Raw genomic sequence first — 14,227 nt, 5'->3', positions numbered from 1 at the left:
GGAGCCCGGGCCGGGGCTCAGCCGCTGACGCTGGCGGCGCCGGTCTCCAGGTGGCCGGTGAACCGCTGCGACCAGGTGCTGTCGGCGTCCACGGTGACGGTGAAGTCGTACCAGCCGTTGGTGTAGGCGACGGCGTTGAAGAAGTCGCTCACACTGCCGCCGGCCGGCACCTGGTAGGTCCAGGGGCCGTCGGTGCGGTAGTTGGTGGAGGTGACGGTGAAGGTCAGCGCGGTGCCGCCGGTGTTGGCGAGCCTGAACCAGACGGCCGGCCTGCCGGTGCCCGGCTCCACGGCGTAGGAGCAGGTGACGGCCGCGTTCCGGCCGGCCTTGGTGGCGTCGCCCTTGAAGCGGCGCAGGAAGCGGTTGGGGCCGACCACGCTCAGGTCGTACTGGCCGCCGCCGTAGCCGGTGCCGCAGTTGAAGAAGTCGCTCTGGCTGCCGCCCGGGTCGACGGTGTACTGCCAGGGGCCGCCGCTGCGGTAGGCGTTGGCGTACGCGGCGAAGTGGGCGGACCTCGTCGCCGCCGCGCCCTGGTTGGCCATGGCCAGCCAGACCTTGATCGCGCCCGCGGAGCCGAACTCCAGGTGGTCCAGGTTGGCGTTCGGCTGGTACGGGACGGCGCGGGCCGGGCGGGTGCCGACCTCCTGGGCGGGCAGCTTGTTGTCCACCGGGGCCGGGTTGGGCAGCGGCCCGCAGGTGGACATGCCGACCACCGCGCCGGCCGTGGCGGGCAGCGCCGGCAGGCCGTAGACCGGGTTGGCGAAGTCGAACAGGCCGGTGAGGTCGCCGCAGACCCGGCGGCGCCAGTCGCTGATGTTGACGCAGGTGGCGGGCCTGCCGAGGGCGGCCGTCCACTTCTCCAGGAAGCGCAGCACCGAGGTGTGGTCGAAGACCTCGGAGGAGACCCAGCCACCGCGGGTCCACGGCGAGACCGCGATCAGCGGGACACGGAAGCCGAGGCCGATGTTGGTGCCGCTGTAGAACTCGCCCGGGGTGCCGGCCGGGGCGGCGGGCGGCGGGACGTGGTCGAAGAAGCCGTCGTTCTCGTCGTAGTTGAGGAACAGGACGGTGGAGTTGAAGACGTCCGGGTCGGCGTTGAGCGCGTCGATCACGTTGTGGACGAAGTGCGCGCCGTCGGCCGGGGTGGCGTACGGGTGCTCGGAGACCTCCTGGTTGGGGACGATCCAGGAGACCTGCGGAAGGGTGCCGGCCAGCACGTCGGCCTTGATCGCGGCGACGATGTCGTCCGGGGTCCTGCCGGTGGCCTTGGGGACGGAGCCCATCCCCTTGACCGCGAGCGGGCTGCCGGCGGGCGCGTTCGCGAACTGGGCGAAATAGCCGAGAGCGTTGTCGCCGTAGTTGTCGGCGGCGTTCTGGTAGACCTTCCAGCTGACGCCCGCGTTCTCCAGCGCCTCGGCGTAGGTCTGCCAGCGCAGGCCCTTCTCGTCGCCGCCGTCGTACGCGGGACCGCCGGCGGCGCCGGACGGGTCGATCTGGCCGGACCAGTGGTAGGTGCGGTTGGGGCCGGTGGCACTCAGCACCGAGCAGAAGTAGGCGTCGGCGATGGTCCAGTTCTCGGCGAGCGCGTAGTGGAACGGGATGTCCTGGCGGGTGAGGAAGCCCAGGGTGCGGACATTGCCCTTGGCCGCCACCCAGGAGTCCAGCTTGCCGCCGTTCCAGGCCCGGTGCTGATCCCCCCATCCGTGGCTGAGATCCCCGTTGCACTGGGCCAGGCGCTCCGGGTCGGCGCCGCCGGCCGGCTTGGTGAGGCTGAACTGCCACGGGTACTGGCGGGCCAGCAGGCCGTTGGGCTGGTTGAAGACGGAGTAGCCGCCGGCGATCTGGATCGCGGAGCGGTCGGCGAAGCCGCGCACCCCGCGCAGCATGCCGAAGTAGTGGTCGAAGCTGCGGTTCTCCTGCATGAGGATCACGATGTGCCGCGCGTCGGCGAGGGTGCCGGTCTGCGACAGCGCGGCCGACGGCGCGACGGTCGGTGCGCCCGCCGGCGTGGCGGCCGCCGCGTCGGCGGCGGGGGCCGCTCCGGCTCCGGTGGTGCCGGCGCCGGCCACGGCGAGACCCGCGGCGGCGGCGCCGGACAGGGTCACGAACTTCCTACGACTCAGCTCGGCCATCAGCCCAGCCCGTCCCTTCTGGCGATGTTGTGCACACAAGTCGGGGCCCACTCGATCGCGCAGCATCCTCCACCCGCGCCGAATCGTCCCACCAGGGGCGGGCGGCAGGGTTGGCGGACTGTTCTCCCGGCCGTCACCGAACGACCGGGAGCTGAACGCCGGTCGGTCCGCAGCCGCACCCGGGTCGCCGGCCCGGCCCCGGTCAGTCCTTCACCGTGATGCCCAGCGCCTGGGCGAACTGGGGCGCCAGTTCCATGAGTTGGAGGGAGCTGATCAGGGCGCCGCGCAGGCCCTGGTGGCCGTCGGGCAGGCCGAGGGCGACGGCGCCCCGCAGGTCGACCTTGCTCAGGGTGGCGCCGCGCAGCCGGATCTCCTCCAGGGTGGAACCGGGGAAGGCGACATCGGTGAGCTTCGCGTCGCCGAAGTCGACGTCGCGCAGCAGGCAGTCCTCGAAGACGACGTCGCGCAGCACGGCGGCGCGCAGGTTGACCGCCTCCAGCTTGCAGCCGCGGAACACCACCCGGCGCAGCGCCGAGCCGTGCGCGGCGATGCCGGCCAGGACGCCTCCGGTGACCGCGCTGTCCTGCCACTCGCTGTCCGCGAGGTCGCAGGCCACCCAGCGGCCGGCCTGCACCCAGACCTCGTTGAACCGGGCCTGGCGGAGCTTGACGCCGCTCAGGGCGACGCCGGTGAGGGCGGACTCCAGGAAGGCCGCGCCGGCCCCCGTCTGGTCGGTGTACTCGCCGCCGTCGAAGTGGACGGTGTCGTAGCGCCCGTCGCTGCGCAGCGGTCCGGTGTGCCGGGTCAGGTGGTCCGCGTAGGGCAGGTCTTCCAGGCGGTCGGGGACGTGCTGGGGCATGACGGGGGCACCTCGCGGTCGACGGCGGACGGGTCCTGGTCCGCATGCTCGCACGGGGCACCGACAACCGGGCCGGGCGGGCGCGGCGGTGGCACGGTGGGGCGCCCACCGCCGGCCCTGCTCGTGTGCGCCGCGAGGGGCGGGAACGCACGCGGGGCGGCCCGGTCGCCGGGGTTCCGGCGACCGGGCCGTCACTGCGGTGCGGGAGGATCAGCCGGCCAGGCCGTTCCGCCAGAGGGTGTTGACCCGGCTGCGCTCGGTGCTGTTCGGGTTCGGGTTGGTGCAGGAGGTGCCGGGGCCGCCGCCGGACATCAGCTCGCTGCACGGGCCCGAGTAGTGGTCCGGCAGGCCGAGCACGTGCCCGGTCTCGTGCGCGACGACCCGCAGCGAGCTGTACTGCCGGTTCTGCGCGTAGTCGAGGAAGACGTAGCCGCGGCCGTGGCCGTCGGTGCTGGCGTAGGAGCCGCGCGAGTCGTTGCCCTCGTAGTAGCGGAAGTCGGCGGCCGAGCCCGAGCGGAGCTGCACGTTGGTGACCGAGCTGTTCCAGATCTGCGCGCTCTGGGCTATCTGGTTGCGGAACGTGGGCGCGCTGCTGGCGTCGTAGGTCACCGTGACGGCCAGGAGGTACGGGTTGGCGGCCTGCTTGGCCCGCGCCGACGCCATGACCGCCTCGAAGAACGCCTTGTTGTTGGCGTCCTCGGTCGCCGAGCCCGCGTAGGCGGATCCGGACGCCGTGTAGCCCTGGGTCGGCGCGGCGGCGGCGGTGGTCGGAAGGGCGGCCAGGCCGGCGGCGAGGGCCAGACCGACGGCGGCGGAGAACATGCGTGAGACACGGTTCATGTGGGGGCTCCCGTTTCACGGAATGAGGGGTGGAGGCGGTGCGCTCGCGCGCACGGGGAACGACGGTGGTGCGGGTGGAACCGCGTCCGCCCGGTCGGAGGGGTCGCCCGGGCGGCGCGCGTCAGGGGCCGCCCGCCGGAGCGGCGGGCGGCGGGGTGCCGGGTCAGCCGGCCAGGCCGTACCGCCAGAGGGAGTTGACCCGGCTGCGCTCGGCGCTGTTCGGGTACGGATTGGTGCACGACGGGCCGGGGCCGCCGCCCGACATCAGCTCGCTGCACGGGCCCGAGTAGTGGTCGGGCAGGCCCAGCACGTGGCCCGTCTCGTGCGCGGTCACGCGCAGCGAGGAGTACTGCTGGTTCTGGGTGTAGTCGAGGAAGATGTAGCCGCTGCCGTGGCCGTCGGTGCTGGCGTAGGAGCCGTTGGACGGGTCGTCGCCCTCGTAGTAGGCGAAGTCGGCGTTGGAGCCCTGCTGGAGCCGGACGTTGCCGACCGAGCCGTTCCAGATCTGCGCGCTCTGGGCGATGACCGAGGCGAAGGACGGCGCGTTGCTCGCGTCGTAGGTCACGGTGACGGCCAGCAGGTACGGGTTGGCGGCCTGCTTGGCCCGCGCGGACTTCATGACGGCCTCGAAGAACGCCCGGTCGTCCGCCTTGCCCGCGCCCTTCACGGCGGTGCCCGGGGTGTAGTGCCCGACGGTGCCGGCGTCGGGGGCGCTCACCGGGGCGGCGGTGGCGGCGGCGGTCGGCAGGGCGGCCGTTCCCGCGGCCAGGACCAGTCCGAGCGCGACGGAGAGCGTGCGCGGGACACGGTTCATGTGGGGGCTCCGATTCGCGAGTGCCCCGCGGCCGGTGGGGGCCGGGCCGCGGGGTATCGGATGAATGCTTGCTGCCCCCAGAGCTTCGGCCAGGCCGGCGGCCCGGCGGATGATGTCAACCGGCGATAGCCCGGGCCAATCACCGCGCCCCGCGGGGCAGGTGGAGGGCGGGCCGCCCGGCGGTTGGTCCGGCCGTCCGTCCGGCCGTCCGTCCGGCCCTGGGGCCGGTCCTCGGGCCGGTCCTCGGGCCGGTGGATCCCGGCGGTGGGGCCGCCGTCGGCGCACCGGCCGACCCAACCGCCTGTCATGTCCCTGGCGTCAGCCCGTTTCGACCGTTACGCTCCCCGATGTGGAGCTCGACGTGAGACACCTGCGGGTGCTGTGCGCGATCGCCGACACCGGAAGCCTCCGCAAGGCAGCGCTGCGGCTCGGCATGACCCAGCCGTCGCTCACCACCCAGCTGCACCGCATCGAACGGGCCGTCGGCGGCACGCTGTTCACCCGGGAGCAGACCGGCAGCCGGCCCACCGCGCTCGGCCACTCCGTGCTGTCCCGGGCCAGACCGGTGATCGCCGAGATGGCGGCGCTGGTGGCCGCCGCCCGCCAGGAGGCGCGGGAGGCGGCCGGCGGCGAGCGGGCCCGGCGGCTGCGGATCGGCAGTGTCGGCAGCCGGGCGGTGGCCGCCTGGCTGCGCCGGCTGCACGACCGGCTGCCGGAGACCGACACCACCATCCAGATCGACATCTCGGCCAACGCCCTGCTCCGGATGATCGCCGCCGACCAGCTGGACGTCGCCTTCGTGCACGAGAGCGAGGGCTTCCCGCTGCGGCTGCCCCCGGACGCCGAGCACCGGGTGCTGCTCGCCCGCGAGCCGCAGTTCGTCGCGCTCGCGGCCGGCCACCCGGCGGCGGCCCGGCCGGTGGTCCGGCTGGCCGAGCTCGCCGAGGACACCTGGATGGTCGACCCCACCGCCGACCACGAGTACGCCGCGATGCGCCGGGTGTTCCGCGCCGCCGGGCTCAACCCCCGGGTGGTCCAGGTGCGGGACAACACCACCGCCGCCGAACTGGTCGCCTCCGGGGAGGCGGTCCGACCCTGCCAGCCGACCTCGCTGCCCGGACCGGGCAGCGTCGTGCGGCGGCTGCACGGCGACCCGCTGGCCGTGCGGCTGCTGCTGGTCTGGCGGCCGCGGGCGCTCGGCCCGCCGGGCCGCGAGGCGCTGTACGAGGAGCTGCAGGCGGCCTACCTGGACCTCGCCCAGGCCAGCCCGGTGTACCGGTCCTGGCTCACCGGGCACGACGAGGTGCTGCGGACCCTGCTGGGGCCGCCCCCGCTGGACCCGCTCCGCGCGAACGGACCGGTGTTCCACGGGTCGGCGCTCCGCGGTGCGGGGGCCGACCGCCCGGCGGCCAACGGCTCGGCGTCGGGCGGCTCGGCGGCCAACGGCTCGGCGTCGGGCGGCCCACCGCCGGGCGACCCGGCGCTCCTCGGTCCGCTCCGCACCGCGACGGGCGGGGCGAACGGGCCCGGCCCGCCGCACCGGACCGACGGCCGGGCCGAGGAGCACCCCCGCGACGGGCAGCCGCGGGAGGTCTCGGGGCAGCGCCGTCCGCCCGCCCCCGCTCAGCGCTCCCTGGCGTGCAGCGCCACCCCGACCGCCACCGCGGCCGCCGTCACCAGGCCCGCCGCGAGGACGCCGGAGCCGCCCGCCGCCGTGCAGGCGAGCACCACCACCGAGGCGACCGGCAGCACCGACAGCTGAGCCGCGCCCCTCTTGGAGTGCCGCGCGTGCAGCGCCCAGACGGTGAACAGGTAGAGCGCGGTGGGCACGGTCACCGTCGCGGTGGCGGCCGTCTCGGAGATGTGCGCCTTGTGCACGGCCGATTCGACCGCCACCTCCAGCCCCGAGCCGATCGCCGCCGCCGAGCCGAACACCAGGTAGTGGCCGTACCCCCAGAGGAAGGCCTGGCGGCTGGAGCGCAGGTGCTCGTGGACCGACCGGGCGAAGTAGATCCACCAGGCCGAGAAGCAGATCAGCAGACCGCCGGCCGCGACGGGCAGCAGCCGGCCCAGCCCCTCGTGCTCGTCCACCGCGGACTGCACCGCGACGGTCGCCGCGGCCACCGTCTCGCCGAGCACGATCAGCGTGAACAGGCCGTACCGCTCGGCGATGTGGTGCGGGTGCCAGGGGGTCTGCAGCCGCAGTTCGGCGATCGCCGGCACGGCCACCTCGGCCAGGATCCCGATCGGGATCATCACCGTGCGGACGTCGTGCGGCAGCAGCAGCACCACGCCCCAGCCGATCTGGCAGAGCGTGATCCCGACGGCGTAGCGCCGCGCCACCGTACGGGCGAGCCCCTCCTCGGCGGCCGCCGCGCGCAGCCACTGGGTGACCATGGCCAGCCGCATCACCACGTACCCGAGCACCACCAGCACGAGGTCCTGGTCGGCGAAGAGCCGCGGGATCCCGGCCGCGAGGACCAGCACGCCGGCGATCTGGACCAGGGTGGTGATCCGGTACGGGACGTCGTCGCAGTCGTAGGCGGAGGCGAACCAGGTGAAGTTCATCCAGGCCCACCAGATCGCGAAGAAGGCGAAGAGGTAGCCGCTCAGGCCGTCGCCCCAGTGCCCGCCCGCGAGGTCGTGGGCCAGCTCCCGGCCGGCCTGGCCGACGGCGACCACGAAGCAGAGGTCGAAGAAGAGCTCCAGCGGGGTGGCGACCCGGTGCGGCTCGTCCCGGCTGCGCGGGACCATCCGGCGCACCGTGCGCGGGCGGGCGTGGTGCGGGTGGGGGGATGCGGTGGAGTCGCTGCTCATGGACGGTCTCCGGGCTGCGGACGGGCGGGCTGTACCCGCCGCATCCTGGCAGCGCGCCGGGCACCGCGCACGCACCACAGCGCACCGGAATGCGTCCGAGAGCGCCCGATTGCGCCCCCGAGTGCGATAATTGACCTGTTGTGTCGCAATATGTCCTGACGTCAGCGAGAGTTGACGACCCGGTGCGCGAACCGGGTGACAGCACGGCGGGTTTCCGGGCGCGCCCGCGCCGTACGAGGCGACGACCCGGACCGCCCCGCTAGATTCGTCCCCGGTTCGAAGCGAACGGGGCCCGGGGACGAGCCCTGCGGCACGGGCGGCCTGCGGGCATCGCGGAAGGTCAAGACGGGTGGCAGGACAGCGGGGGCGGCGACGCCGGTCTTCCCCTGTCCGCACCACCCGCCTCGTGATCACCGCGCTGCTCGCCAGTGCCCGCCGTGCGCCCGCCCGGCCGCCGGGGACCGCCCCGCCGGACCCGCTCCCGTCCCCGGCCCCGGTTACTTCTCCCAGCCGACCTTGGTGTAGTCCGTGCTCGCCAGCCCGAACGCGCCGTAGTTGGCGAGCCCCTTGCGGGCCGCCACCACGGTCGGCCGCTGGTACAGCTCGTAGGTGTGGCCGAGCTCCCAGATCCGGGCGTCCGCCTGGTTGTAGAGCTTCGCGGCCTCCACCGGGTCGATCGTGCCGGCCGCCTTCTTGAGCAGCGCGTCGATCTCCTCGCTGCCCAGCTTGGAGTAGTTGCCGAAGACGTTGTCACCCTGCGGCAGGCGGAAGTTGGTCAGGCTGCTGGAGAGCGGGAACGAGTCGGTGTTGCGCCAGCTGGCGATGTCCCACTTGCCGGGGTTGACGTACTTGGTGAAGAAGTCGTTGGCCGCGACCTTGTCGATCTCCACCTTGACGCCGGCCGCCAGCCACATCGCCTGGGCCGCGGTGGCGAGGTCGACCTGGGCCTGCGGGGTGGACTCGTTGAGCACCCAGTGCAGGGTCAGCGCCTGGCCGTCCCTGGTGCGGGGCTGGCCGGCGCCGGCCTCCTTCCAGCCCGCCTCGTCCAGCAGCCCCTTCGCGGCGGCCAGGTCGAAGGTCGCCCACTCGCCGGCGTTGTCCCGGTAGCCGGTCTGGTTGGGCATGAAGATGTGGTTGCCGAGCGGTTTGAACTCCACCGGCACGCCGTTGTTGGCGATCTTGATGAGCGCGCCCCGGTCGAGCGCCCGGCCGAGCGCCCGGCGGACCCTCACGTCCGCCAGCGGACCGCCGCCGCCGAAGGAGATGTGCACCTCGTCCCACGGGCTGGCGGACCGGATCACCGCGTCCTTGGCGTCCTTGAGCTGCCCGTACGCGGTGGCGGTGCCGGCCGCGGCGAAGTCGATCTCGTTGTTGAGGAAGGCCTGGGTGGTCGCCGACTGCGCCATCACCCGGAAGGTGATCCGCTCGGCCTTCGGCTTGGCGCCCCACCAGTTCGGGTCGGGAACGAGCGTGAGGGTCTGCGCGGTCTTGTCGGCGGTGCCGATCTTCAGCGGGCCGGCGGTGATCGGGATCCGCTCCACCCAGCCCTTGTTGAAGTCGTCGGCGGTGGCGATCCCGGCCGCCGGGATCAGCGGGCGGAACAGGTTCTGCCAGTCGGCGTACGGCTCGGAGAAGGTCACCTTGACCTCGCTCGGGTCGGCGCCCTGCTCCACCGCGGAGATCAGCTCGTAGCCGGCCGAGTCGGCGATGTTGTAGCCGTCCTTCCTGCCGTTGGTGGCCTCCCAGTCGGCCTTGAAGTCGAGGTGGCTCAGCGGCTTGCCGTCCGACCACTTGGCCTTCGGGTTCAGCCGGTAGGTGACCACCTGCGGCGAGGCGGAGGTGACCTTGGCGTCCAGCAGGTAGTCCGCGACCGGTTTGAAGGTACCGGTCTCGTCGGTGCTGAACAGGCTCGGCTCCAGCGTGCGCATGATCTCGACCGCGTCGCCGTAGCGGCCGTCCACCTGGAACGGGTTCCACTGGGTGATCCACTGGTAGAGCGGGAAGCGGACCTCGCCGCCGTCGCGGACCTGGTCCAGCGGCTTGGCGTTGATGTCGATGGAGCCCTGCCCGGGCGCCTCGCTCCTCACCGCGGTGTCCGCCGAGCCCCCGCCCGAACTGCACGCGGTCGCCGCCAGGGCGACGGCGAGGGCGAGGGCGGCGGCGCGGCCGAGTCGGCGCGCGGGCGTGGCGGAAGCGTCCATGAGGGTCCCCCCGTGATGTCCGGCGAGTGGTGAGAGGTGAGCGTCGCAAGGTGTGGCGAGGCTTGATCGTGGGCAGCCAAGTCGGTGCCGGGGACCGAACGTAACAGCCGATCAGAACGAGTACCAGGGGGCAGAGTTGACACCTGATCCAAACGAAACGGGGTGCAACACGGCCGCAACACCGCGGCCGCGCACCGGTGCCACACTCTGACCTGCGTTTTCCTGACCACGGTCAAGAAGCACGGCCGACCACCCTCGCGCGGGGCTCCCGCTCCTCCGGCGAGGCCCCTCCGGCGAGCCGCTCCCGCACCCTCGCCGCCGACCCGAAGGCCACCCTCCGATGCCCACCAGACGCGTCGGCCCCACCCGCACCCCGGGCGGCCGTTGATGCTCCGCTACCTGGCCAAGCGGCTCGCCTACTACGCCGTCCTGCTGGTCGCCGCCGTCTTCCTGGCGTACGCGCTGGCCGGCGCCGCCCTGCAGCCGCGCGCCTACTTCGAGGCCAAGGTGCCGCGCCCGGCCGCCGCCTCGGTCGAGCGCCAGCTCACCGACCTCAACCTGAACGACCGCACCCCGGTCGTCGAGCGCTTCGGCCGCTGGGCCGGCGGCCTGCTGCTGCACGGCGACCTCGGCCGCACCATCCACGACACCCCCGTGCTGGACGACTTCCGCCGCCGGGTCTGGGTCTCGCTGCGGCTGCTGCTGGTCGGCAGCCTGCTCGGCATGGTGCTCGGCGTCGCCGCCGGGGCGTGGAGCGCGGTGCGCCAGTACCGGATCTCCGACCGGCTGCTGACCGTGCTGTCCTTCGTCCTGCTCTCCACCCCGGTCTTCCTGGTCGCGCTCTTCCTCAAGAACGGCGCCATCGCCGCCAAGGACGCCGTCGGCCACGAGGTCGTCCCCTTCACCGGGTACGAGACGCCCGGGCTCACCGGCGGCCTCGGCGCGCACCTCGCCGACTGGGCGCTGCACCTGCTGCTGCCCACCCTCTCGCTGGCGCTCGGCGGCCTCGCCACCTACAGCCGCTACCAGCGCGGCACCATGCTCGACGTGCTCGGCTCCGACTACCTGCGCACCGCCGAGGCCAAGGGCCTCACCCGCGGCCGGGCCCTGGTCAAGCACGGGCTGCGGACGGCGGTCATCCCGATGTCGACGATGTTCGCCTACAGCTTCCTCGGCATCTTCACCGGTGCCGCCTTCACCGAGACCATCTTCGGCTGGCACGGCATGGGCGAGTGGTTCATCCAGTCCGTCAACGAGCAGGACGTCAACGCGGTCGTCGCGGTCAACCTGTTCGCTGCGGTCGTGGTGCTCGCCTCCGGCTTCCTCGCCGACACCCTGCACGCCGCGCTCGATCCGCGCGTGCGGTCCTGACCCGAGGAGGAGACCCCGTGACCGCCGCGATCACCGGCCCCGCCGGCCCCGCCGAGCCCGTCGAACCACCCGGCCCCGCCTCTCCCGCCGGGTCCGGGTCCCCCGCCGGACCCGTGCCCGGGCCGGCCGGCCGGGGACGGATCGTCCTCGCCCGGCTGCTCGCCGCCCGCGGGGCGGTGGCCGGCGCCGTCGTCGTCCTGCTGCTGTTCCTGCTCGCCTTCGGCGGCCCGTACCTCACCCCCTGGGACTACGCCGCGCCCGACTACGGGGCGCTGCGCCAACCGCCCTCCGCCACGCACTGGTTCGGCACCAACGGGATCGGCCAGGACGTCTTCGCGCAGACCCTGCGCGGCTTGCAGAAGTCGCTGGTCATCGGCCTGCTGGTGGCACTCTTCTCGACCGTGCTGGCCTCCCTGGTGGGCGCCTGCGCCGGCTACTTCGGCGGCTGGACCGACCGGCTGCTGACCTTCCTGGTCGACCTGATGCTGGTCTTCCCCGCCTTCCTGATCATCACGATCGTCTCGCCCCGGCTGAAGGGCTCCGGCTGGCTCGCCTTCGTACTGCTGCTGGCCCTGTTCAACTGGATGATCACCGCCCGGGTGGTCCGCTCGATGACGATCTCGCTGCGCGAGCGGGAGTTCGTCCGGGCCGCGCAGTTCATGGGCGTCCACCCGCTGCGGATCATCACCCGGCACGTGCTGCCGAACGTCGCCTCCTTCCTCATCATCGACGCCACCATCGCGGTCGGCGGCGCCGTGATGAGCGAGACCGCGCTCTCCTACTTCGGCTTCGGGGTGAAGGCGCCGGACGTCTCGCTCGGCACCCTGCTCGCCGCCGGCACCAGCGAGGCGCCGGTCTTCCCCTGGCTGTTCTACTTCGCCGCCGGGCTGCTGGTGCTCTTCGTGCTGGCCGTCAACCTGATCGGCGACGGGCTGCGCGACGCCCTCGACCCCACCGCCGATGCCGCCCGGCGGCCACGCCGCGCCCGCGGCCGTGACCGCGCCCCGAGAAAGGGGACCCGCACGTGACCAGCACCGCCGGGACCACCACCGCGACCACCGCCGCCGGAACCCCGCTGCTGCGGGTGCGCGACCTGCGGGTCGACTTCACCGGCCCGCGCGGCACCGCCCCCGTCCCCGCCGTGCGCGGCGTCGACCTCGCCCTGCGCCGCGGCGAGACCCTCGGCATCGTCGGCGAGTCCGGCTCCGGCAAGTCCGTCACCGCGCTGGCCGTCCTCGGGCTGCTGCCCGGCACCGCCCGGGTCCGCGGCTCGGTCCGGCTGGACGGCCGGGAGCTGGTCGGCCTGCCCGGACGCGAGCTGGCCGCCGTCCGCGGCCGGCGGATCGCCATGGTCTTCCAGGACCCGCTCTCCGCCTTCACCCCCGTCTACCGGATCGGCGAGCAGCTCGTCGAGGCGCTGCGCGTCCACCGCACCGGCCTCGACCGGGCCGCCGCCCGCAGGCGGGCCGCCGAACTGCTCGACCTGGTCGGCATCCCGGCCCCCGGCCGCGCCCTGGACAGCTTCCCGCACGAGTTCTCCGGCGGCATGCGCCAGCGCGCCATGATCGCCATGGCCGTCGCCAACGACCCCGACGTGCTGCTCGCCGACGAACCCACCACCGCCCTGGACGTCACCATCCAGGCGCAGGTGCTCGACGTCCTGCGCACCGCCCGCCGGGAGACCGGCGCCGCGCTCGTCCTGGTCAGCCACGACCTCGGGGTGATCGCCGGGATGGCCGACCGGGTCGCCGTGATGTACGCGGGGCGGGTGGTCGAGACGGCCGGCGTCGACGAGCTGTTCGCCGCGCCGCGCCACCCGTACACGCTCGGCCTGATCGGCGCCGTCCCCCGGCCGGACGGACGGCGCGGACCGCTGGTCCCGATCCCCGGCACGCCCGCGCCGATGGCCGAACTGCCGGCCGGCTGCCCGTTCGCCGCCCGCTGTCCGCTCGCCGAGGACCGCTGCCGCACGGCGGAACCGCCGCTGGTCGGCGACGGCCACCTGGCCGCCTGCGTCCGGGCCGGCGAGCTGGCCGAACGGCGGCCCGCGCCCGGCGAGGTGTACCCCGTGCCGGAGCTCCCGGCGGCCGGCCCGCCGCTCCCCCGGGCGCAGCGTCCGTCGGTGCTGGAGGTCACCGGGCTCACCAAGACCTTCCCGCTGCTCAAGGGCACCGTCCTCAAGCGGCGGATCGGCTCGGTCCACGCGGTGGACGGCGTCGAGCTGTCGATCCGGGAGGGCGAGACGCTCGGCCTGGTCGGCGAGTCCGGCTCCGGCAAGTCGACCACCCTGTTCGAACTGCTGCGGCTGGCCGCCCCCGAGTCCGGCCGGATCGAGCTGCTCGGCCGGGACACCGCCGGGCTCTCCCGCGCCGAGGCCCACCGGATGCGGTCGCACCTGCAGATCGTCTTCCAGGACCCGATGGCGAGTCTCGACCCCCGGATGCCGGTCGGCGACATCGTCGCCGAGCCGCTGCGCGCCCAGCGGGCCGCGAAGGAGGAGATCGCCGGCCGGGTGCCCGAGCTGCTGCGCCAGGTGGGCCTGGACCCGGCGCACGCGGTCCGCTATCCGCACCAGTTCTCCGGCGGGCAGCGGCAGCGGATCTCGATCGCCCGCGCGCTGGCCGTCCGGCCCCGGCTGCTGGTGCTCGACGAGCCGGTCTCGGCGCTGGACGTGTCGATCCAGGCCGGGGTGCTCAACCTGCTCCAGTCGCTCAAGGCGGAGCTGGGCCTGTCCTACCTCTTCGTCTCGCACGACCTCTCGGTGATCCGGCACCTCGCCGACCGGGTCAGCGTGATGTACCTGGGGCGGACGGTCGAGCAGGGCGAGGTGTCCGCCGTCTTCGAGCGCCCCCGGCACCCCTACACCCGGGCGCTGCTCTCCGCCGTCCCGCTGCCGGACCCGGCCGCCGAACGTACCCGCACCCGCGTCCTGCTGGCCGGCGACCCGCCCTCCCCCACCGTCCGCCGCACCGGCTGCCCGTTCCGGGCCCGCTGCCCCGTCCACCCCCGGCTCGACGCGGCGGCGCGCGAGCGCTGCGCGACCGAGGCGCCGCCGCTCACGCCCGCCGCCGATCCGGTGGGCACCGATCCGGTGGGCGCCGATCCGGTGGGCGCCGACCACCAGGCCGCCTGCCACTTCCCGGAGGAGTGACCGAGCCCGCCCGCCGGTCACTCAGGGTCACCGGAGGGCGCC

At 73.9% G+C, this 14,227-nt stretch carries 9 protein-coding genes and 1 pseudogene; 4 read left to right on the top strand and 6 right to left on the bottom strand.

The features are described from left to right. Window positions 1–17: 17 nt before the first annotated feature. The 4 genes from ACFVFS_RS02920 to snpA (ACFVFS_RS02905) form a co-directional block, all read right to left on the bottom strand. Window positions 18–2,132, bottom strand: a complete 2,115-nt coding sequence (locus tag ACFVFS_RS02920; protein ID WP_380619356.1) for a phosphocholine-specific phospholipase C — start codon at window positions 2,130–2,132, stop codon at window positions 18–20. Window positions 2,133–2,334: 202 nt separating this feature from the next. After that, a complete protein-coding gene (locus ACFVFS_RS02915) occupies window positions 2,335–2,991 on the bottom strand; it encodes a pentapeptide repeat-containing protein (RefSeq protein WP_380619354.1) in 657 nt (218 codons plus the stop codon). A 210-nt stretch (window positions 2,992–3,201) separates the two neighbouring features. Next, window positions 3,202–3,831: a snapalysin gene (snpA, locus tag ACFVFS_RS02910; RefSeq protein WP_380619352.1), complete on the bottom strand. Its 630-nt coding sequence runs from the start codon at window positions 3,829–3,831 to the stop codon at window positions 3,202–3,204. A 163-nt stretch (window positions 3,832–3,994) separates the two neighbouring features. Further along, complete coding sequence (gene snpA, locus ACFVFS_RS02905) at window positions 3,995–4,645, bottom strand: snapalysin (protein ID WP_380619350.1); 651 nt, start codon at window positions 4,643–4,645, stop codon at window positions 3,995–3,997. A gap of 361 nt (window positions 4,646–5,006) precedes the next feature. Here snpA (ACFVFS_RS02905) and ACFVFS_RS02900 point away from each other — a divergent pair. Further along, window positions 5,007–5,972 (top strand): annotated as a pseudogene (locus ACFVFS_RS02900) (LysR family transcriptional regulator); the annotation flags it as partial. Between the two features lie 296 nt (window positions 5,973–6,268). Here ACFVFS_RS02900 and ACFVFS_RS02895 read toward each other — a convergent pair. Together ACFVFS_RS02895 and ACFVFS_RS02890 are read right to left on the bottom strand one after the other, a co-directional pair. Further along, window positions 6,269–7,462, bottom strand: a complete 1,194-nt coding sequence (locus tag ACFVFS_RS02895) for a low temperature requirement protein A (RefSeq protein ID WP_380619348.1) — start codon at window positions 7,460–7,462, stop codon at window positions 6,269–6,271. A 497-nt stretch (window positions 7,463–7,959) separates the two neighbouring features. Then, on the bottom strand, window positions 7,960–9,663 hold the full coding sequence (locus ACFVFS_RS02890; RefSeq protein WP_380619346.1) for an ABC transporter family substrate-binding protein: 1,704 nt from the start codon (window positions 9,661–9,663) through the stop codon (window positions 7,960–7,962). Between the two features lie 387 nt (window positions 9,664–10,050). Here ACFVFS_RS02890 and ACFVFS_RS02885 point away from each other — a divergent pair, with 387 nt between their 5' ends. The 3 genes from ACFVFS_RS02885 to ACFVFS_RS02875 all read left to right on the top strand — a co-directional run bounded on the left by ACFVFS_RS02885 (window position 10,051) and on the right by ACFVFS_RS02875 (window position 14,185). Beyond that, the gene (locus ACFVFS_RS02885; protein WP_380619344.1) at window positions 10,051–11,034 is read left to right on the top strand and encodes an ABC transporter permease; all 984 of its coding nucleotides are present in this window, start codon (window positions 10,051–10,053) and stop codon (window positions 11,032–11,034) included. Between the two features lie 113 nt (window positions 11,035–11,147). Next, a complete protein-coding gene (locus ACFVFS_RS02880; RefSeq protein WP_380619448.1) occupies window positions 11,148–12,062 on the top strand; it encodes an ABC transporter permease in 915 nt (304 codons plus the stop codon). Next, window positions 12,059–14,185: a dipeptide ABC transporter ATP-binding protein gene (locus ACFVFS_RS02875; RefSeq protein WP_380619342.1), complete on the top strand. Its 2,127-nt coding sequence runs from the start codon at window positions 12,059–12,061 to the stop codon at window positions 14,183–14,185. Before ACFVFS_RS02880 ends, ACFVFS_RS02875 begins: the two co-directional genes overlap by 4 nt. The last annotated feature ends 42 nt before the right edge of the window (window positions 14,186–14,227 follow it).

The organism is Kitasatospora sp. NPDC057692 (genome assembly GCF_042799475.1).
Taxonomy (GTDB): domain Bacteria; phylum Actinomycetota; class Actinomycetes; order Streptomycetales; family Streptomycetaceae; genus Kitasatospora.
This window is presented reverse-complemented; position numbering and strand designations above follow the sequence as displayed.

Excerpts from the sequence above, each read along its gene's own strand:
- ACFVFS_RS02920 (WP_380619356.1), bottom strand. The coding sequence starts at position 2,132 with ATGGCCGAGCTGAGTCGTAGGAAGTTCGTGACCCTGTCCGGCGCCGCC.
- ACFVFS_RS02915 (WP_380619354.1), bottom strand. The coding sequence starts at position 2,991 with ATGCCCCAGCACGTCCCCGACCGCCTGGAAGACCTGCCCTACGCGGAC.
- snpA (WP_380619352.1), bottom strand. The coding sequence starts at position 3,831 with ATGAACCGTGTCTCACGCATGTTCTCCGCCGCCGTCGGTCTGGCCCTC.
- snpA (WP_380619350.1), bottom strand. The coding sequence starts at position 4,645 with ATGAACCGTGTCCCGCGCACGCTCTCCGTCGCGCTCGGACTGGTCCTG.
- ACFVFS_RS02895 (WP_380619348.1), bottom strand. The coding sequence starts at position 7,462 with ATGAGCAGCGACTCCACCGCATCCCCCCACCCGCACCACGCCCGCCCG.
- ACFVFS_RS02890 (WP_380619346.1), bottom strand. The coding sequence starts at position 9,663 with ATGGACGCTTCCGCCACGCCCGCGCGCCGACTCGGCCGCGCCGCCGCC.
- ACFVFS_RS02885 (WP_380619344.1), top strand. The coding sequence starts at position 10,051 with ATGCTCCGCTACCTGGCCAAGCGGCTCGCCTACTACGCCGTCCTGCTG.